This window comes from Streptomyces sp. NBC_00354 (assembly GCF_036106915.1).
In the GTDB taxonomy this organism is placed as follows: Bacteria; Actinomycetota; Actinomycetes; order Streptomycetales; family Streptomycetaceae; genus Streptomyces.
This window is the reverse complement of record NZ_CP107983.1, coordinates 8,729,581-8,747,800: the sequence shown is the minus strand read 5'-3', so window position 1 is coordinate 8,747,800 and position 18,220 is coordinate 8,729,581. Positions and strand designations below refer to the sequence as shown.

21 protein-coding genes and 3 pseudogenes are annotated in these 18,220 nt (G+C 67.4%); 10 read left to right on the top strand and 14 right to left on the bottom strand.

Going from position 1 to position 18,220, the window contains the following annotated elements:
• Positions 1-1,223 precede the first annotated feature (1,223 nt).
• Together OHT74_RS40550 and OHT74_RS40545 are read right to left on the bottom strand one after the other, a co-directional pair.
• A pseudogene (locus tag OHT74_RS40550) lies at positions 1,224-1,553 on the bottom strand (transposase); the annotation flags it as partial.
• A gap of 385 nt (positions 1,554-1,938) precedes the next feature.
• Positions 1,939-2,079: a hypothetical protein gene (locus OHT74_RS40545; protein ID WP_328623175.1), complete on the bottom strand. Its 141-nt coding sequence runs from the start codon at positions 2,077-2,079 to the stop codon at positions 1,939-1,941.
• A gap of 114 nt (positions 2,080-2,193) precedes the next feature.
• Between OHT74_RS40545 and OHT74_RS40540 the strand changes: the two genes are divergently transcribed.
• Complete coding sequence (locus OHT74_RS40540) at positions 2,194-2,820, top strand: hypothetical protein (protein WP_328623174.1); 627 nt, start codon at positions 2,194-2,196, stop codon at positions 2,818-2,820.
• Between the two features lie 1,095 nt (positions 2,821-3,915).
• Here the strand turns inward: OHT74_RS40540 and OHT74_RS40535 are convergent.
• Positions 3,916-4,359 (bottom strand): hypothetical protein, encoded by a 444-nt coding sequence (locus tag OHT74_RS40535; RefSeq protein ID WP_328623173.1) that lies wholly within the window; start codon positions 4,357-4,359, stop codon positions 3,916-3,918.
• A 292-nt stretch (positions 4,360-4,651) separates the two neighbouring features.
• Positions 4,652-6,176, bottom strand: a pseudogene (locus tag OHT74_RS40530) (ISL3 family transposase).
• 246 nt (positions 6,177-6,422) lie between these two features.
• Between OHT74_RS40530 and OHT74_RS40525 the strand changes: the two are divergent.
• The 3 genes from OHT74_RS40525 (at position 6,423) to OHT74_RS40515 (ending at position 7,910) form a co-directional block, all read left to right on the top strand.
• Entirely contained in the window at positions 6,423-7,454 is a 1,032-nt protein-coding gene (locus OHT74_RS40525; RefSeq protein ID WP_328623172.1) for a helix-turn-helix domain-containing protein, read from the top strand.
• 9 nt (positions 7,455-7,463) lie between these two features.
• Positions 7,464-7,601 (top strand): DUF6233 domain-containing protein, encoded by a 138-nt coding sequence (locus tag OHT74_RS40520; protein WP_328623171.1) that lies wholly within the window; start codon positions 7,464-7,466, stop codon positions 7,599-7,601.
• Between the two features lie 174 nt (positions 7,602-7,775).
• Positions 7,776-7,910 (top strand): hypothetical protein, encoded by a 135-nt coding sequence (locus OHT74_RS40515; RefSeq protein ID WP_328623170.1) that lies wholly within the window; start codon positions 7,776-7,778, stop codon positions 7,908-7,910.
• Positions 7,911-7,955: 45 nt separating this feature from the next.
• Here the strand turns inward: OHT74_RS40515 and OHT74_RS40510 are convergent, their stop codons facing one another.
• Positions 7,956-8,675, bottom strand: coding sequence for a hypothetical protein (locus OHT74_RS40510; protein WP_328623169.1), 720 nt, complete (start codon positions 8,673-8,675; stop codon positions 7,956-7,958).
• Between the two features lie 167 nt (positions 8,676-8,842).
• Positions 8,843-9,097 carry a hypothetical protein gene (locus tag OHT74_RS40505; protein ID WP_328623168.1) on the bottom strand — a complete coding sequence of 85 codons (255 nt, stop codon included), beginning with the start codon at positions 9,095-9,097 and terminating at the stop codon, positions 8,843-8,845.
• A gap of 117 nt (positions 9,098-9,214) precedes the next feature.
• Here OHT74_RS40505 and OHT74_RS40500 point away from each other — a divergent pair, with 117 nt between their 5' ends.
• A complete protein-coding gene (locus tag OHT74_RS40500) occupies positions 9,215-9,760 on the top strand; it encodes a hypothetical protein (RefSeq protein WP_328623167.1) in 546 nt (181 codons plus the stop codon).
• 133 nt (positions 9,761-9,893) lie between these two features.
• On the opposite strand, the gene OHT74_RS40495 is transcribed toward OHT74_RS40500, so the two are convergent.
• Both OHT74_RS40495 and OHT74_RS40490 read right to left on the bottom strand, forming a co-directional pair.
• The gene (locus OHT74_RS40495; RefSeq protein WP_266674729.1) at positions 9,894-10,445 is read right to left on the bottom strand and encodes a GNAT family N-acetyltransferase; all 552 of its coding nucleotides are present in this window, start codon (positions 10,443-10,445) and stop codon (positions 9,894-9,896) included.
• 249 nt (positions 10,446-10,694) lie between these two features.
• On the bottom strand, positions 10,695-10,967 hold the full coding sequence (locus OHT74_RS40490; RefSeq protein WP_328623166.1) for a hypothetical protein: 273 nt from the start codon (positions 10,965-10,967) through the stop codon (positions 10,695-10,697).
• A gap of 290 nt (positions 10,968-11,257) precedes the next feature.
• Between OHT74_RS40490 and OHT74_RS40485 the strand changes: the two genes are divergently transcribed.
• The 3 genes and pseudogenes from OHT74_RS40485 (at position 11,258) to OHT74_RS40470 (ending at position 12,773) form a co-directional block, all read left to right on the top strand.
• The gene (locus tag OHT74_RS40485; RefSeq protein WP_266674757.1) at positions 11,258-11,578 is read left to right on the top strand and encodes a hypothetical protein; all 321 of its coding nucleotides are present in this window, start codon (positions 11,258-11,260) and stop codon (positions 11,576-11,578) included.
• Between the two features lie 365 nt (positions 11,579-11,943).
• The gene (locus OHT74_RS40475; RefSeq protein WP_328623165.1) at positions 11,944-12,330 is read left to right on the top strand and encodes a PP2C family protein-serine/threonine phosphatase; all 387 of its coding nucleotides are present in this window, start codon (positions 11,944-11,946) and stop codon (positions 12,328-12,330) included.
• Positions 12,267-12,773 (top strand): annotated as a pseudogene (locus OHT74_RS40470) (PP2C family protein-serine/threonine phosphatase). Before OHT74_RS40475 ends, OHT74_RS40470 begins: the two are co-directional and overlap by 64 nt.
• Before the next feature lie 5 nt (positions 12,774-12,778).
• Here OHT74_RS40470 and OHT74_RS40465 read toward each other — a convergent pair.
• Complete coding sequence (locus tag OHT74_RS40465) at positions 12,779-12,934, bottom strand: DUF6131 family protein (protein ID WP_266674759.1); 156 nt, start codon at positions 12,932-12,934, stop codon at positions 12,779-12,781.
• Between the two features lie 93 nt (positions 12,935-13,027).
• On the opposite strand from OHT74_RS40465, the gene OHT74_RS40460 reads away from it, so the two are divergent.
• A complete protein-coding gene (locus OHT74_RS40460; protein ID WP_328623164.1) occupies positions 13,028-13,393 on the top strand; it encodes a hypothetical protein in 366 nt (121 codons plus the stop codon).
• An 86-nt stretch (positions 13,394-13,479) separates the two neighbouring features.
• Here the strand turns inward: OHT74_RS40460 and OHT74_RS40455 are convergent, their stop codons facing one another.
• Positions 13,480-14,760, bottom strand: a complete 1,281-nt coding sequence (locus OHT74_RS40455; RefSeq protein WP_328623163.1) for an alpha/beta hydrolase — start codon at positions 14,758-14,760, stop codon at positions 13,480-13,482.
• A 122-nt stretch (positions 14,761-14,882) separates the two neighbouring features.
• Between OHT74_RS40455 and OHT74_RS40450 the strand changes: the two genes are divergently transcribed.
• Positions 14,883-15,500: a TetR/AcrR family transcriptional regulator gene (locus OHT74_RS40450; protein ID WP_328623162.1), complete on the top strand. Its 618-nt coding sequence runs from the start codon at positions 14,883-14,885 to the stop codon at positions 15,498-15,500.
• A 5-nt stretch (positions 15,501-15,505) separates the two neighbouring features.
• On the opposite strand, the gene OHT74_RS40445 is transcribed toward OHT74_RS40450, so the two are convergent.
• The 4 genes from OHT74_RS40445 to OHT74_RS40430 form a co-directional block, all read right to left on the bottom strand.
• Positions 15,506-15,766: a hypothetical protein gene (locus tag OHT74_RS40445; RefSeq protein WP_328623161.1), complete on the bottom strand. Its 261-nt coding sequence runs from the start codon at positions 15,764-15,766 to the stop codon at positions 15,506-15,508.
• A gap of 103 nt (positions 15,767-15,869) precedes the next feature.
• Positions 15,870-16,415: a hypothetical protein gene (locus OHT74_RS40440; RefSeq protein WP_328623160.1), complete on the bottom strand. Its 546-nt coding sequence runs from the start codon at positions 16,413-16,415 to the stop codon at positions 15,870-15,872.
• Positions 16,412-16,873 carry a hypothetical protein gene (locus tag OHT74_RS40435; protein ID WP_328623159.1) on the bottom strand — a complete coding sequence of 154 codons (462 nt, stop codon included), beginning with the start codon at positions 16,871-16,873 and terminating at the stop codon, positions 16,412-16,414. The genes OHT74_RS40440 and OHT74_RS40435 overlap by 4 nt, the downstream gene beginning before the upstream one ends.
• A complete protein-coding gene (locus OHT74_RS40430) occupies positions 16,860-18,128 on the bottom strand; it encodes a tyrosine-type recombinase/integrase (protein ID WP_328623495.1) in 1,269 nt (422 codons plus the stop codon). The genes OHT74_RS40435 and OHT74_RS40430 overlap by 14 nt, the downstream gene beginning before the upstream one ends.
• Positions 18,129-18,220 lie beyond the last annotated feature (92 nt).

Sequence of the window (18,220 nt, the reverse complement as noted above, 5' to 3'; positions counted from 1 at the left end):
CCGGGCCTCCGGCGCATTGTTAGCGCTAACAACTTGAAGCCGAACATCCGGTGTGTTGCAGGGAGAAAACCACGGCGCATGAGAGGCCGTCAAGTACCCGCGTCGCAACCTGCCCGTTACTGAGGCGTCATCAGAATCTCGTCCTGTCAGAGTTGCTGACGGGACGGACGTGAGCTGCCGTACCGGCCGGGCCTGCTCACCCTGCAGCGCTGATCCGCCTGATCCGCCTGATCCGCCTGATCCACGGTGATCGCGCTGTGGTGCGGTCCGCCGACGTGTAGACGAGCGGTTTACGGCGTGGGCAACTCCACCTGCTGACCGAAACTCACCGCACCGAGGAACCCCAGCCGCGCATCGGCTGGGGTTCCTCATCCTGTGCGCAGGCGGTTTCAGGGCCCCCGGTTGGGGAGCCTGGACTGCCTGTCGTGACGGACATCTCAGCAGGGAGCGGCAGGACAGGCCGGAAGCGGCGGCGGCGACACCACCATCACCGTCAACGGCATCACCGTGACCGCGAACGGGGGCCGCGGAGGCAGTGCCTACGAAGCAGGCGCCGGCAGCGGCGGAACGGCGGCCCCGACGTCCTGGCGCAATATCGGTGATTTAGGTGGGTTTTCGCTTGGTCGGGCCGGTTTTGGTTGGCCCGACCAGCGCGACCGTGGGGATGCCGGGTTGGGGTGGGCCGAGGTGCTCGGTGCGTTTGAGTGCCCAGTTGGACATCTTGCGTTTGATGACGCGGGGGTTGGAGCACAACCGCCTTGGGGGCAACAGTCGTTCGTGGATCTCACTCAGAGCTCGGGCGAGTGCTCGGGCGAGTCGGGGGGTGTCTCTATGTCCTTCGTCAAGGATGTGGTGCCGGGTATGGGGCTGTTTGGGGCGGTCATGAGGCGAGGGTGATGGGGGACTGTAAATCGTTCGGCTCTGGCTCACTTCCGGTGGTGACTGACAGTCATGCCGTGGGTTACAGGGTGTGCGTATCTGATCTCTGCAGGCCAGGGGCCGAGTTCGTGACGTGCCGTTCTCCACTGCGCGGGCAATGCAACCGCCGAGTCATCGCTGGGGAGTGCCTGCCAAACCAGGCTGTTCGGCGTGGCAATCGGTAAAGATCCAGCTCAGAGCAGATCTCTGCACCACCCGGAAGAACAACACTCTCCGTCACCACCGAATGTGAGCCAGAGCTTCGATCGGCTCTGTCTCAGATTCGGTGGTGACGGAGAGTGTTGTTATCCGAGGAGGATGCGGTGGCGGAGCAGGGTGAAGCCTGCTCGTCCGTGCATCTGGCGGGCGATCCGCTTGGTCTTTGCGTTGATCCCCTCGGTCGGGCCGTTGCTGCACGGAAGTGTGACCGCGGCGATCACGGCGTCGCGGTCTCGCTCGAGGCCGCGACTGAAGGCATGCAGGTGCGGCAGGTCGGCAGTACGGACCTGGGCGATCCAGAGATCGAGCGCGTCGGCGTTCTCGGGCTGAGGCTTCAGCAGCGGGGCGAAAGACCGGACGGCGGTGGCCAGGTAGGTCATCTCGGAACAGGCAGCGGTCAGCTGGTCCAGGAGATCCCCGCACCTGCCCCACCACAGCCCTTGTCGAGGCCGGTTACCAGACACGGACATACCAGTCATACTCGCCTGCATATTGCACACATGCTTCCCGGCGTGACCCTGACATCCACTGGCGGCTACACCCACCCGGCCCACCAGCGGCACCCGGCAACAGCACGCCCCGGCGCACCCCCAAGCGCACTCCTCCCCCCGCCTCACCCACCCGGAGCAATCGATCAAGTAACAACCGTTCTGCGGAATTCTTCGCACCCACGCCTGTAGTTCGACAAATCCTTCGCTCCCTGCACGGGCCGAAACATTCGCCCGTCCACAGCCACCCGGCGTCTCGGTGGAACCAACCGGACAACCGGTCCTCCCCTGCCGCTTGATCGGCCAGGGCCAGTCACCGATCATCGAGCTGGAACCGGGCGTCCATCCGCGCCGCCCAACCCGCGAGGCCGGCCGGCACGCTCTTGCTGCACTCGATCCTGGCGTTGGCCAGCAGCCAGGCCACGACCGCCAGCCAGTCGCACTCCGAATACAACTCCGTGCCACCCAACGGGTCCCGGGGCCGTCCAGCAGCACGTATTTGCCATGCGCACGCCAGCGATCCTAGAGTCGGCGCGTTCTGATCATTGACACGGGAGTTCCGGCCACCATGCGCATCCAACGACTCGTCGCCGTCGCGACCGCGGCCCTGCTCTCCCTCGCGACTCTGACCGCGTGCGGGAGCGAGAGCGGAGCCAGTTCTATCGATGGTTCTCTGGGCAACCCGGCACCCGCGAAGAACGGCGGCACCGACGCACTGGGCGGCACCGACCAGAACGGCAAGGCCGGGCTGCCCAAGGCGGGCTCGATGGCAAAAGCCGCCCAGATCGTCAACACCTACGCCGACTGCAACGACCTCTCCACCGACCCGCACGACGACGACTTCTTCCCCGGCGACGAGACCTACGACCAGAAGTGGGGCGTTACCGAGCGCGGCGCCTGCGGCAGGGGCACCCGCATCTTCATGTTCAAAGACCTGAAGACCTTCCAGGCCAGGTACAAGGCTGAACTCGACGAGGACCGGAAGGAAAGCCCGAACAAGGGCCACCGCGGCAAATTCCTCCTCGGCCAGGACTTCGCCGTCCTGCCCGACCAGAAGGCGGTCATCCGCAACGCGATCAAGCCCGGCGGCCTCCTGATCCTCAATTGCCACCCGGACTTCAACCCGCCCAGTGGCTACCGCAAGGACCCCGCACTCGTGAAGGGCTGCGTCCTGACCAACTACTTCGAAGACTAATCCGCCACTCCACGCCGCAGGAAGCTCCTCTACGCCGAGGCACTGCGCAGCACGGGAGAACGCAGAAGCCCTCGCCCCACCGCGCCAGGCCTGCCCGAGACGCCCGCGTGGCTGATCGAACGCGGCACCTGATCGGGCGGCCTTCCGGTCCGTACCCGCTCCCCCGGCTTGGACGAGACACTGACCTGCTGAACACCCTGCTCGACGCCGTCACCGAGCCACGCCTGGAACTCAACCTCCCGGCTGACAGCTCTCCTACGAGTCCGCATCGGTGAATGCACCATGAGCCGGAACAACCGGTCGATGACGAAATGGCCGCATGCCGAGGCCTCGAAGCGTGCCGTGTCGCGGTGCAGTCGTCGAACAGGCCATCCGGCAGGCCGTGGTTGCCGTCCCTTGCCCACGACGACGACGGCCGGGTCGTCAATGGTCAGGCGGCCGGGGCCGGACGCCAGCGGACGGGTAAGCGAGTGCTGTCGGCCCGGCTGCGTGACGGCGACGTGTGACGGCGGCCGATGCCCGGCCGACAACCGACGCGGCGGGCGGACTCCTCGCCAAGCCCCATCTCACGCGTTCGGCATCCCGCGTGACATGCGCGGACGAGGTTGACGCCCGACGCTGACACCAGCCACCCCCACAAAGCCCTCACCCTTCTCACATCCACCCGCCGACCACGCGCAAGCAGCCCCAGCGTCGCAGCGGACCGAGGACGCGGAGTCGCCTGTTGTGTACGCCGGGGCATGGTGCCGGCCGCTTCCACCAGCAGCACGGCCCCGGCCTGCGAGACCACCCCGCGACCGCCGCCCTCAGCGCGGACACGTGGGTACGACCCGATACGCTTCTTCACCTGGAAAGTGCCTCCGGCAGGGGCGGGAACAAGGGCCTAGACAATCCTCATTCTCGCTGGTCAGAGGCACTTTCTGCTGTCCTGATCACCAGCTGGACAGCCCGCTTCGTGAAAGCGCGAGGCTAGCTCGATTTGCCCTGAGAGCCTACGGCGGTGCGCACGGCGTCGATAGAGCCTGCTGTTCAGCCGCCGCATCGCCCAAGCCGCCCCACACTTCCTGAGCGGCGGGTGTTCAGGAAGGAAGAGGCTCAGCTAACCCACTTCGTGCAGACGGCACCGTGGTTGGGATAGGCCATGCAGGCGCGCAGGGACGTGCCGTCGGGCCAGTACTGCATCGAGCCGTGGAACGTCGACTTGAGCGCGAACATGCCGCGCAGCCCGTCCCAGTGTGCCCCGCCGTCCGTCGAGCGGTCGATCCACCCGTGCCAGTCGTTCCCGGTCCCAGTGGGATTCGATATCTCGGCCCATCCGAACCACTGCCCGTTGTGGCGCCCCGATTTGAGCGCGATGTTTATCCACTCACCTCCGGACGAGTAACTCTTGTTGGCGTCGCTGTCCTTCTTCTCCCAGCTCAGTCCGTAGGGGTCCCAGTTGTCGCAGCCGTACCCGCTGCAGTCCCAGCCTGAGGCCGCGGCTGAGCTGGTTCCCGTGGCCGCGTAGAGAGCGGCGACAGTCGCAGCTGTGACAGCCAAGATCTTGAATGTGTTCCGAGACACGTGGTCCTCCCGTTCGAGTTGTGTGCCAAACAGCGTCCGGACCCCGAACTATGAGGCTTGACGGAGCGCAGTCAATTTCCTTGGAGCTGTCAGCTTCTCCCGGGATGAAGGGGGTGTCATTGTCCTGGTGTGCAGAAAACGTTGGCTGTGCGTGCGAGGCGGGCAATGCGTGCTCCTACTCGCTCAGCGGAGAGCGGCTGTTGAGCGACGTTGGGGTCTGTCAATCGTTCGGGTCTGTCCCGTAGTCGGTGGTGACGCGGGGTAGTGGTCAGGGCAGGAGGATGCGGTGGCGCAGGAGGTCGAAGCCGGCGCGTCCGTGCATCTGTCTCGTGATCCTCTTGGTGCGGGTGTTGACGCCTTCGGTTCGGCCGTTGTGGTAGGGCAGGGTGAGGCCGGCGTCGACGGCGGCCCGGTCGATTTCGAGGCCGTTGGTGAGGCTGCGCAGGTGGGGCAGGTCGACGGTGCGGGCGGCCGTGATCCACTCAGTCTGTTTCACGTCGTTGCCCTCGGCCGGTTTCAGTAGGGCTGCGAAGCCGCGTACGAGTTGGGCGAGTGCGGCCATCTCCGGGCAGGCTGCGGCGATCTTCTCCAGCAGGACCGCTTCCTTCGGGCGCAGGTCCTCGGGGGTCGGTGAGCAGGAGGCGGCCGACGTGACGTGGGGTGGTGACGGGGCGGTCGCCTTCGGCGCGGCCCTGGTTGAGGTAGCGGACCAGCAGGTTCGCGCTGCCGGTGTAGCCCAGCTTCCGGATCTCTTCGAGGAGATGGGTGACCGGGACGGCCGGCTCCTCGGCGCGGCGCCGGCGCAGATGGTCGCGGTAGGGGTCGACGAGGGTGGGCCGGTAGGCCGGGGCGATGCGCAGTGCCTGTGGTTCGGGTATGCGGGCGTAGCGTTTGACAGTATTCAGGGCGACGCCCAGGCGGCGGGAGCAGGCCGACGCCCTGGCCGAGGAGATCGTGGACTTTGTTCCAGCGTTCGCGGGTGGTCTGCTCGCGTACTCCGCCGGGGCGGGGCGGGTTGATCGTGGCCCAGCAGCCGGCATGCGCTCGGACCTCGAGCTGGACTTTGTCGCAGAGATTTCGCCACAGGTGCCACCGGTCGCTGACCTGCACCGCGTCGGGCAGGGCGCGGCGGACGGCCTCAGCATAGGTGGCCGAGCCGTCCCGGCACACGATCTCGACACCGGGATGTGTCCGCAGCCAGACTTCCAGGGTGGCGCCTCGCGGTCGGGCAGGACCTCGAGGGGTCGGCCGGTCTCGGCATCCGTGATGATCGTGGCGTAGCGGTGGCGGCGGCGCAGGGCGAAATCATCCACGCCGATCACTCGCGGGATGGCCTGCTGTGGCAGTGGCAAGCGTCGCAGATGGCGCAGTGCGGTGCTGCGGGAGACCGGAACGGCCAACAGGCCGGTCAGACGCGCGGCCGCCCGACCGCATAACTCCCGCGCCACCTGGGATATCTGGGCGGTCAGCCGCGCCGTGCGGCGCTGATGACGCTCCAGCAGCCCGGGGATCTGCTCGCGGAAAGTCTGCCGAAGGCAGCCCGGCACCGGACAGACCAGCCGTCGTACGCGCAGGTGGACGACGACCTCGCGGCCGTCGACCGGCACGTCCGTCACCGTCCGGCGGTGATAGCCGTGCCCCTTCGCTGTCGGGGTCCCGCACACCGGACACGGCACCGCCACAGTCCGGGTGCGAGCCGTGACCACCACCGCGTCACCGCCGTCCGCCACATCCTCGACGACCAGCGCCGACAGACCGGAAAACACCGTCCCCAGCAGGGACTTGAAATCCATCACAAATTCATGATCAAGGACAGCTACCCGGCGTCACCACCGACTACGGGACAGACCCGAACGATTTACAGTCCCGGGGATGGACAGTCGAACGGTGTACGCCGGGCAGCATCTACACCGCATGGCCACGAGTATCACTAGGACTCCGCTGCCCATGCTCTAGCTGTCAGCGCACGCATTTGGCGTGGAGTGCACCCCGAAGGTGACCGGCAGGGTGCTCGCCCGCCACCCGCTAGGTGCCTGAGCATGAAGGTGGACCTGGTGACCGGATGGGCTAGGGGCGCGATGACAGCCAGAGAAGTTGAATCGGAGCTGTCCGTCTCCGTATCCACCAACAGCGTCAGCGATCGGGACGGCTTCGAGTGGTGGAACGGGATGGTCAGCGAAGCAGTCGGGGCTGTGTCGATCACCAGCCAGCATGCCGACCGCTTCAGAGGAGCAGCGACGTCGCTGCGTCTGCCGCAGACCGAGGTGTCTTCTTTCTCCTTCTCGCCGATGTCGGCCCAGCGGGCACCCGCGGACATCCGGCGCTCCGACCCGGACTGCTACTTCCTCTTCCTGGTGCACGGCAGCCCAATGGGGCTGGAACAGCGCCGCAGCAACACCCTGCTCAAGGCCAGAGACATGGCCCTGTTCGACACCTCCCGATCTCTGGCCTGCGAGTTCGAGGATCACAGCAGACTCTCGCGCGTCACCCTGCTCCGGCTGCCCAGAACCACCCTGCCGCTCCCACCCGACCGGATCGACAGACTGCTGGGCACCCGCCTGTCCTCCCGCACAGGAGCGGGCGCGCTCCTCGCCGGCTACCTGGCCGGCCTGCGCGAGAGCACCGACCGATGTGAAGCCGACGAGCTACAGCGCTTGGGCGCCATCGCGGTCGATCTGGCCACGGTCTTCCTGGCCAGCCGACTCGACAGTCCCCCTACCCTTCCGGCCGAGACCCGCCACCAGGCTCTGCTCGCCCGGATCCAGGCCTTCATCGACCACAACCTGGCCGACCCCGATCTAACTCCGGCCACCATCGCAGTACACCACCACATCTCCGTACGCCTACTGCACCAGCTGTTCCAGCAGCAGCCGGAGACGGTTGGCGCCACGATCCGCCAGCGCCGACTGGAGCGCAGCCGAGCCGATCTCACCAATCCGCGGATCGCGCACCGGAGTATCGGCCAGACCGCAGCCCGATGGGGCTTTCGCCACCAGGCTCATTTCGCCCGCGCTTTCCGCCTCGCGTACGGAATGTCTCCCAGCGACTTCCGACGCATGGTCGGCACGTAAGGGACCGCGTTGCACGCCGGGGACTGCTGGGACGCCCGGAAACGCTGCATGGCCCTGAGCACCGACGAGGCGCGTCGGGCGCTGGCCGAGGGGGTACCCGCGTGCCCGCACTGCCGGCCTGACGTCGCCCTCGGAGTGCTCGAGTGACCGGGGGGCGCGCCGCGTCCGCTGCGCCGGCGTAATCCCCGGCCCCACCCCGGTCTCGGCAGCCTGCCCGGGGTGCCCCCGGGGGTGACGTCCGGGTCTGTGCGGCGTTGTCCCCGGCATGGACGAGACACTGGACCTGCTGGACACCCTGCTCGACGGCGTCACCGAACCCGCGTGAAGCTCATCAGCGAAGACGAGTTCCGGGCGTTGATGGTGCTCTTCGGGCTCCTCGATGACACCGGCCAGAGCGATGACATCCGCCGGGCCGCAGGCGAGATGCGGTTCCGGATCGGCTCCCGCCTCGCCTGACCTCCCACGGCATCAGGCCGTCTGCGACTACAGAGCCGGCTCGTCTCAAAGGCGCAGGTGGTCGGTCTGCTGCGCGAAATCGGTGTCTGATCTGCGCCGGTCATAGACCGTCTCGGGCCGGATCCCCGCGGCGAGGGCCGCCTGCCGGAGCACGCCGTGAACGGCGAGATGTTCGTAGAAGATGGTCCACTGCGCATCAGTGGCGGCGCCGGCGGGCTCCGGGGTGCTGCGGGTGGCGGTGGCCCGGTCCATGGCCGCCGCGAAACCCGCATCTCGGCGGCGGCGCTGATAGACCGTCGCGGAAGTGATGCCGACCTCCGCCGCAGCCTTCGTCGTCGCCATCCCGGCCCGCAGATACTCGAGGAACGGGCGGCGGCGCTCCGGGGTAAAGCGGGAGGGACGGCGCTCCGCCCGCTTCACGGTCGCGGTGGCCACCGCATCGCACGCGGCGGCGAACGCCGGCTGCTCGCTGCGCCACGTGTTGGCCTGACCGGCACCGTCAAACAGGATCTGGGAGGCCAGGCTGGGAGACGCGCCCAGGGCCAGGAGCCGCAGGTAGTCCGCCCGGCCGACGATGCCCACCATCTCGATGCCGTCCGGGTCCACTCCGGCCAGCGCGAGCGCCAGCCCCGTATCGCTGCGTGCCGCGCGGAACACCTCGCGGACCGGTACTCCCAGATCCTCTGCCACCGTCTGGACGGCCTCACCGGTGCGCAGCCGGGCCAGCAGCGGGGAGCGGATGCGGGCCGGGAGCTTGTCGGGCATGAGCGCACCGTAGGACGACGCCTACGGTGCCGGCCCTCCCGACACACCAGGCCCGTGGCGACGGTCACCACCGCCTGACGCGTCGTGCCCTCGCACGAATCTGCATTCCGTGTGTCGCGCATGCTCCGTCGGAGGGTGCCAGCTCCCCGGAAGCGCCCCGCCGCTCCTCACTGCTTCTTGGTAATGACCATCGTGCCGCCCGTGACGGCGTACCTTGCTCCCTTGACGTCGGACAGGGTGTCGGCGAACAGGATCTGGGACGCCAGGCTGGGAGACGCTCCCAGGGCCCGCAGCCGCAGGTAGTCCGCGCGGCCGACGATGCCCACGGTCTCGATGCCGTCCGGGTCCACTCCGGCCAGCGCGAGCGCGAGCGCCAGCCCCGCATCAGTCCGGGCCGCGCGGAACACCTCGCGGACCGGCACTCCCAGATCCTCTACCACTGCCTGGACGGCCTCACCGGTGCGCAGCCGGGCCAGCATGGCGGAAACAACGAGGCCAACGATCGGATGGTCTGAAAGAAGCGGGCCTAGCATCCCCTCATGAACACAGTGATCTTGACCGTCAGTCTGGCCTTCGCCGGCTACCTGGCGACGTACCTCAATGGGCTGAGGCTCGCGCAGCGACAGGCCCGGCTCGCCCGGGTAAACCAGCAGCTGAGCGACTTCTACGGTCCACTCTTCGCACTCATGGAGGCTAACAGCCGTGCCTACGAGGCGTTTTGCGAGAGATATGTCCGCTCTGATGGGGTCCACCCCTTCGACCACGACATACCCCCCACCGAGGAGGAGATCGCCGAGTGGCGCACCTGGGCCACGACCGTCTTCCTGCCCAACATCCAGAAAATGCGCGACGTGGTCGTCACCAAGGCCGACCTCCTCATCGAGGAGGAGGTGCCGCCGGTCCTGCTTGACCTGTGCGCCCACGTCTCTGGCTACGAGATCACCGCAGCGCGCTGGGCATGTGGCGAGTTCGGCGAATACAAGTCCGTCATCCAGTTCCCGGGACCGGAGCTGAAGGAGTACACCACGACGCGCTTCGCTCGACTCAAGAAGGAGCAAGCTGCCCTTCTCGGCCGACGCCGGTGAAGCCCTCACGAGGACTGGCTGGGCGTACATGCCAGACCAATCGCATGGGAGGAGTCTCTCGCTGCTGTTGATCAAGGTTTGGGCGGGCAACCCCGCCGCCTGATGGCTGACGGGGCGTGTGCCGGACGGACATTCAACGCGTAGTGTCCGGCCATTCCTCGCGCAGCATCCCGAACAGCACGGTGTCGTAGCGCTTGCCCGCCACCAGCACGGTGGACCGGCGTCGGCCCTCCTCGCGGAAGCCCGCCTTGGTGAAGGCGTGGACGGCCCGCTCGTTGCCGCTCCAGGTGTCGAGCTCGATCCGGTGCAGCCCGAAGACCCCGAACAGGTGCCCCACCAGCAGTCGCAGCGCGTCGGAGCCATGGCCGCGGCCCCAGCGGTCCCGCTCGCCGATGGTGACGCCGACCGTGGCCAGCCCGGCGAACGGGTCCAGGTCGCGGTAGTCCACCATACCGATCACCGACCCGTCGGCCAGATCCTCGACCGTGAAGACGGCCGACTCCATCGGGTTCAGCCGCAGCATCGTCTCGAAGCCGAGCTCGACGGCCTCCGCCGTGACGGGGCCGAAGCGCGGGTTTCCGCCAGCGGCCCAGTGGACGACTTCCGGATCGTTGCGCCACCGAACGTGATGGCCCGCATCCCGCGCACGGAGTGCGCGAAGTCTTACCAACTGTCCTTCGATCATGGACAGATCATAGGTCTCGACATGATCGTCGACGACCTTGAGATCGATGGCCTGCACCTGACCCGTTTCCTGTGCGACAGGCACATCATCCTCTGGACGGGCACGAGGCCAGACCGGGGCTGAGCTCCGCTCAGCCGCTCCTATCTCTCTCGGCGACATTCCACATGCCAGGGACCGCCATGTGCTCTCCGTCGCCACCCGATAAACGGTCTCGGCAGTGATGTGCGTAGCCAATCCGAAAAAGACGGCCTAGGTGTGCAGGCGGCTGTTGGGGCCGTCGTGGTCGGTGCTCTCGTCGTTGAACCAGTAGTCGCCCGCCGCCAGGTAACGGAAGGACTGAGTCGTTGCGCCCGGGAGTGCGACCGTCACCGCCCGCTTGCCGTCCTTGCGCGGCTCGAGCGTGTGGACTCCGGGCTGCCAGTCGTTGAAGTCCCCCACCACGCTCACCGGCCCCGGCGGATCCTCCCGCGGCAGGACGAACGTGACCTCGGTACCGTCCTTGCGCGGCCTGCGCTCCAGCATGAGTGGCTCCAAATCGGCGAGGGGCACAACGGAAACCCCATCCTCAGGTGACCCGATGCCGGCCGCGCCCCCCGCGCAGCCGAAGGCGTGAGCGTGTCACCCGCCCGGCCCACCCTTCCCCCTGCCCGGCGCGCAGTCGGGGGTTCGTGCATGTCAGGGTGGCAGGGCGATTTGAGGGTCCACACGCGCGGGACCCGGCCGGTTGAAGCCACCCCGGCCGGGTCCCGCCACGGACCGGGGCAGCGCCACGGACACCCCACACGCCCTGGCAGGCCCTCTACAGTGGGCCTGTGGATGATCACGAGACGGACCTCCTGGACGCGGTGCGCACCGCTCTCATCGAAGCAGGGTTCGACCCTGGAAGCGGGGGCGGCCAGGGCGTGCATCTGGTCCGCCACGCCCGGGGCGTGATGGTGGGCTGGATGCCCGAAGAGATCGACGAGTTGCTTACCCGCACCAGCGGTGCGCACGCGTCGGCCGAGGGCGGTACGGGGCTGGCCGGGCTACACCACGCCACTGGTCTCGCCCTGGCTGCCGCACTCCGTACCGCAGGCTTCACCACCGAAACCCTCGACGACCACATCCTCGTACTACCCCCACCACCAGCGTGAAAGCACCGCCGCAGCCCCGGTCGCTGTGTCCTTCACCCAGTGTCGTCACAGCCCCCGGACGGGCCCACCGCACCGGTCAGGCCGCCGACCCGGCGGCTCCCGGCCAGCACCAGCGGCCTGGAGCTGCGCACCGGCCCAGGACGTTGAGGAAAGCCGAATGGGTGAACAGCCCCAGCGCGATGGGATGACTGGGACTGAATCGGGTCAGGCAGCGGGCTCGTAGACGAAGGTGGTCGTCGGGCAGTCCTCCGCGAGACCGAGGAGCGCCTGGCGCTCGGCCTCGTCCACAGCCAGATCCCAGCGCAGCTTCGTGCCCACCCAGGTCGCGGCATAGGTGCAGGATCTGCTGGGCCAAGCGGCACGAGGTGGGCGTCACCGAGCGTGCCACCCTCACCGCCGCGTCCAGTTACATCGCGCAGGCGGTGGAGCTCGCCCTGTACCTCGACGAACGCATCTCCGTGGCCCGGCAGCTCCAGGAAGCCATGCTCACTGATCTCCCCCTCACCAACCCCGTTGAGATCAGCGCCTTGTACCAGCCGGCCGCGGTCGGCGACATGATCGGTGGGGACTGGTACGACGCCTACCACCTGCCGCCCGCCTCACCCGGCGGTGAGCGCGGAGCACTCATGGTCACGGTGGGCGACATCACCGGCCACGACATGCACGCCGCCACGATCACGGGCCAGAGATCCGCAGCAGGCTGCGCCAGGCCACCCTCGACCACCCGCCGTACAGCCCCGCCACGGCGCTGACCGCCCTCGATGCAGCGTGCTCGGTCCTGCCCATCGACGCCAGCGGCACACTGGTGCACGCCCGCCTCGACCTCCCCGACGGCGGTCCCGGCTGGACGCTGACCTGGTCCAACGCCGGCCACCCGCCGCCGCTGCTCCGTACTCCTGACGGCCGGGTGACCCCCCTGGTGGAGCACGACGTCCTCTTCCACCCTGGCCTCGGGCCGTTCCACCGCACCGAGGCGTGACACAACCCTCCCACGGGCTCAACGCTGTTGCTCTATACGGACGGGCTCATCGAACGCCGCGGCCACGACATCGATGTCTCCATCGCACAACTCGTCGCCCTGCTCGCCCGCTACGGTGACCGGCCGCTGGCCGAACTGCTCCGCCGGATCAGCAGCAAGCCGGCGGACCCAGCTCCCGGAGACGACGTCGTCGTGCTGGCCCTGCGCGTTCCCTGACGGCACTACCAGTAGTGTCGGCGGCCGCCGACCGCGTGACCGGCCGCTCCCAGGATCCAGAGGACGGCCCCGATCACGAGCAGAATGATCCCGATGGTCCACAGGATCGAAATTCCCGACACGAAGCCGATGACGAGAAGAATGACGCCGAGGACGAGCATGATGTGCTCCGTTTCAGCTTGACGGTTCACAACCAGGGTGGGCGCCAGCCGTGTCCGGCGGCTTGTCCGGGCATGGATCCAAGGAGCAATTCCGTGATTCTCATCCTCGGGCTCATCATTCTGATCACCGCTATCGTGGTCGGCTTGGCCGGAGTATTCGGCAATACCGGTGCGGGGCACGATCTCGGCGTCGGCGGCGATTTCTCGATTTTCGGCTACCACGCAACTGGTTCGACCGGATCTCTCTTTCTGATCGGAATCATCGTCGGAGCCATAGCCCTATTGGGACTGACTCTGGTCATGATGGGCGGCCGCCGTTCGGCCCGTCGCTCGGCGCAGGCCCGACGGGAACTCGGCACATCACGGCGTGAGGTCGCCGCTGTCGACCGCGAGCGCGACGATCTGATCAAGCAACGTGACGACGCCCGCGCCGAGACCGATGCTCCTTTTCCGGACTAAGAACTCGTCCTTGGCTGTACTTCGCGCAAGAGCCCGGGCGGCTTCGCGGTTTCGTCCGTCTACGCCGGTGCCGGGCTGCGACGACTTCATTTGTGGTTGCGCATGAAGGTAGGGATCTCGTCGCGGGTCGGGTAGTTCGGCAGGGGGGCCGGCTTGTCCTGAAGGAACGCAGTGATGACGGCGGCGGCCCGGTCGTTGTTGTCGTCGAGGCCGTTCCACATGTGATGGCCGACTCCGGGCATGTACTGCGTGCGCTGGATGGCGGGGTCATTGGCGAGGGTGGCGGTCGCCCATTGACGGACCTGGGAGGAGCATTCGGCGATCATCAGCATCGCGGGGGTCCGGGACTGCCTCAGTAGCGGTGCGATGGAGGGCGAGTCCTTGACTGTCTGCTGGACGCGGAGGCTGGCGGCGGGGCTGAAGGAGAAGTTCTGTTCGGTGTCCTCGCTGGGGATGCGGTGCGCGTCGCCCGCGCAGTAGGCGGATGCGGTGTCGCTGCCGAGGTCTGCGGCGGTGAAGGCGTTGGCGCCTTCGGCCTGTCCGATCAGTCCGGTGTCGGGGCTGAGGAGTCCGAGTCGCATGAGGCCGAATGACACGGCGTACCGGGGGACGTGCGTCGATCGCGGTCCGGTCGGGTTCGGGGCGAGGCTTTGTGCGGATGCTCGGCCCTTGTGCCCGGTGATGTGTGCGGTGGGGCCGTCCATGGGCCCGGGCTCGGCGATGATCGCCCGGTGCAGGCGTGTGGCGACGCCTGGGTCGGCCAGGGCTCGGGTGAGCACGACTCCGCCCCCGGAGAATCCGAGGATGTCGACCTTGCCCTTGTCCAGGCGGTCGACGAAGGCGGCGAGGTCACGGATCGCCCTGGAGATCGTGTACTGGTCCATGGGGAGCAGGTCGCTTCGTCCGCCGCCGGCCTGTTCGTAGGCGTAGACGTCGTAGCCCTGGCGTGCCAGGAGTTGCAGAAAGGTGTGGTCTTGCACCGAGATGCCGCGGATGGGTCCTCCGTGGAGGTACACGAACGGGACGGGATGCCGGGGGCCGGGGTTCGCAGGCGGGTAGCGATAGACCGCGACCCGGCTGCCCGTGGCCAGGTTCCAGTGCTGAGTGGACACGAACGGCAGCGCGGGCGGATACCGCCGGGCCGTCGGTGCGGTCGGGATGCAGACCGCCGCCGTCAACGCCGCCGCGACGACCACCGGCAGGAACAGCACGAGCCGCGCCGGCCAGGTGCGGTGCCGACCCCGCCACAGCGCGAGGACGGTCCCGGTCCCGAGGGTCGTCAACCACGCGGCGAGCCCCGAACCCGCCCCGTCCGTGAGTGCGATCAGCGCGAGGAAGACGACGACCAGCGCCGCAACGGCGGCCAAGGCCAACAGTAGGCGTCCGGTGAAGCGGACGAGACGTATGGCGGACGTGGGCACGGCGGACCTCCGACAGTTTCAGAACACTGTTTCAAAACGACGTTATCAGAGGGGGTAGGCTGCTGACCGTGGGTAGGCCCAGAACAAACGACGAGGCCGTCAAAGAGCGGCTTGTGGAGTGCGCGACCGAGATGCTCGCCACCCGTCCGCGGGAGTCCGTCACGGTCCGCGCCGTGGCCACTGCCGCCGAGGCGTCGACGACGGCGGTGTACTCCTTGTTCGGCGGTAAGGACGGGCTGATCCGTGCGGTGCGCGACAGAGCCGTCGCCGGCCTGTTCCAGGACCTGTCGGCGGTACAGACCTCCGCGGACTCTCTCGCCGACCTCTACGCACTGGCCGTCGCCTACCGTCGTTGGGGGCGCGGACACAGCCACCTCTACACGGTGCTGTTCGGTGGTGTGCAGTCCTTCGACCCGTCGGGAGAGGCCGGTGCCAGTGACCCGATCCGCCCGCTCCTCGCGGCGATCGATCGTGCCTTGACCGCGTCCGTCCTCGCCGGCGAAGCAACGTCGATCGCCCTGTCGATCTGGGCTGCCCTGCACGGGCTCGTGACTCTCGAACTCGCCGGGGCCCTCGACGCCACCACGGCCGAGGCCGCTTTCCGCTCGACGATTCACGCCACGCTGCGCGGATGGACGACCCCGGAGGTGTTCCGCAGTCTTCGCCAAGCCGAACTCGCCCGGTGACCGGATCAGGGCCGGAATCCAGGCTCTCCCGACCCTGGCTGAAGCCGTGGTGCGTGGTCGGTGAAGACCGGCATGCCAAGGTCAACCAGGTGCGGCCGTCCATCGGTCGGAGCCCGTTTGAGGCTGTTGAGCTTGGCCATCGCGGCGTCAAAGCTGACTTGAAGTCCTTCGACCTCGCCGAGCCAGCCGTTGGCGCGGGCCTCGCGGAGGCGCTCGCGGAGGTTCTGGATGATCTCCAGGAGGCGGGGCCGCTGGCGAGGATCCATCTGGAGGACCGGGCAACGGATGCAAGCTTCTCTGAACTACCGCTTGGTTCCCGCCGGATGAGCTGTCGAGCTCATCCATGCGGTAGGCGCGGGCCTCACGACCTCAGCACATCTTCCCGATCTTCAATGCTCGCGCCCGCTCTCCACTGTTCTCCGGGCGGATTCGCTCAGCCAGGCAGTGCCGGTGGGAGATGACGGTGTGGCTTCCCGGCCCGTCGTTGCTCCGCGAGTCCAGGACGAGGGCGTCTCCACCTGGGCTCAACGTGATCGGTTCACCACAGAAGTCGCAGCCCCAGGTCAGCGACTCCAGGTCGGCAGGTCGGATGCTGAGCCGCACTGATACCGGCGGATGCGAGCGACGGATCTGTTCGATCACCGCGTCGACCTGCGAACCGATGGGTGGAAAGAGCGCGAGTAGTTCGTCGTGGCCGCTCGTGGTCTGGGAGAACTGCTGGATCATGTCGATAGAGGCCGACAGACCAGCGTTCTCGTAACCAACGATCTCAACGAGCACACCCCATGGGTGATGGCTGAGGACCCTGGCCTGCACCTTCTGGCCAGGCATGAGTGCCAGACTCTCCGTCTCGAATCTATCCATGAACCGCTTCCCCATCCCTAAGCCCAGCAGGCCGCGCCTGGTGGCGCTCATGCGCGCGTGTCGTCGACGTCGGAGCCGATCACCGCGCTCAGGGCTTGCAAAGCGTCATCGTATTGGTGACGGTCAAACTGGAACGGACCGAATGCCAAGTAGTCGCGCGCCTTGCGGTGCGGTTGCTCAAAGGCGTCCCAGGTCACGAAGTCGGCCGTCGCGGTGATGCGGGCCATGAGGGGCCAGCATCCCCACTCGCCGCATTCACAACCGAGAACGGGTGTCTTCGGCCCCATCGCGTTGGTGGACCGTCCGAGGAAGTGATCCTGCATCGGGCCGAACCGGAAGAACTCCGGGATCAGACCGCCGTACGCGTCGCCTGCGGGCTGCATCCCATCGGTGATCTCGAACCCGTCGATCAGCTCGGTGAGTGGTGCTCCGTCGATGCGGGGGACGATCACGAGCGGGCCGCCGTCGCCACGGTGCTGGCAGTCGAACTGGATGTCATTGCTGGTCATCCAGTGATTGTGTCAGCGAAGCCGTTCCCTCCGCCTGGGCGGGTTGAGCTGCGGCTATGCGCGGCATGCCGAGGTCGATCGTCGTACCGCCGGAAGTTCGTCGGTTCATCTGAGCAAGCTTGTCTTCAGCGCCAGCCAGGCTGACCCGGAGCCCTTCGACCTCCCCGAGCCAGCCCTCGCGCTCGGCCTCGGCGATGCGGGCGACGAGGTTGTCGCGGATCTCCTCCAACCGGCCGCGCTGGGCCGGGTCCGGCCGGAGAAGGGAGCAACGAACGCAAGCGTGTTCATGAACACAGGGGCTTGAAAAGGCGCGACCGCAGGTGCCAATGGAGACCTTGCGCTTCTCGAAGTGCGCGAGAAAAGTGTCCCATTCCGCCTCGGTCGGCGTCCGATACTCTTCGCTGGGCCGACTGGCCCTGCGACGTGCGATGAAGGCGCGATGGGCCTCGATGGTCTCGGCAGGGTAAATCGCCTTGTAGCCCATCGTCGTGTCAAGACTCTTATGCCCGCAGATCACTTGGGCGATGTGTGGTGGAAGTCCGTTCATGATGGCGTCGGTCACGAAGATCCTGCGGAAGTCGTGCGGGGAGAAGACGAGTGGTTCGCCGGCGGCATCGGTGAGGCCCGTGGTGGCCAGCGCGTTGATCAGAAGCTTGCGGAGCGCGGTCGGGGTGAAGGCGCGGTGTTCGGTGCCGATATCTCGTTGGAACAGCAGCGGCATCGGCGGGTTCCAGACCCGCTCGTGGACGTCGTAGGAGGTCACCAGCGGGATCGCACGGTTGCTTCCTCGCAAGCGGCGGATGATGGTGGAAAGGATGTCCGCCAGTTCCGGGCTGACCAGCAGGAGCCGTTCGCTGTCGGTCTTGGACGGGGCGACCTGCAGCAGAGGCACGACTTCGCCGGTGCTGGGAAGCCGGTATTCGGTGATGCTGTGGTGGGTCAGCTCCAGGAGCTCCTCGTTGCGGATGCCGGTCAGGCGTAGGACCTCAACCGCGGCAAAGGCCCAGAAGGCTTCACTCTCCTCGTAGGTGAGGTTCCGCCGCCGCCCGGTCGAGGTCTCCTCGGCCCAGGTCAGGTGCCCAGCGGCCTTGGACGTGACGGCTCTGCGCAAGGCTCCGGCGGTGTCGGGGACCAGGTCCCCGGGCCCGGTGTGCTCGGCGGCCGCAAGTAGTTCGGCTGCGGCGCGTCGCCTGCGGTCGACGGTGTCGGCCAGCACCGGCAGGACGGGAAGCCGCTCGCGGGTGCGCTGGTCCATCCGGGCCTTGCGGTGTTTGCGGTCCTTGGCCTTGCTGATCTCGTCGTCGCTGATCGGGCAAGGCACCACCCACGGGGCCCAGCGGGCTGGCT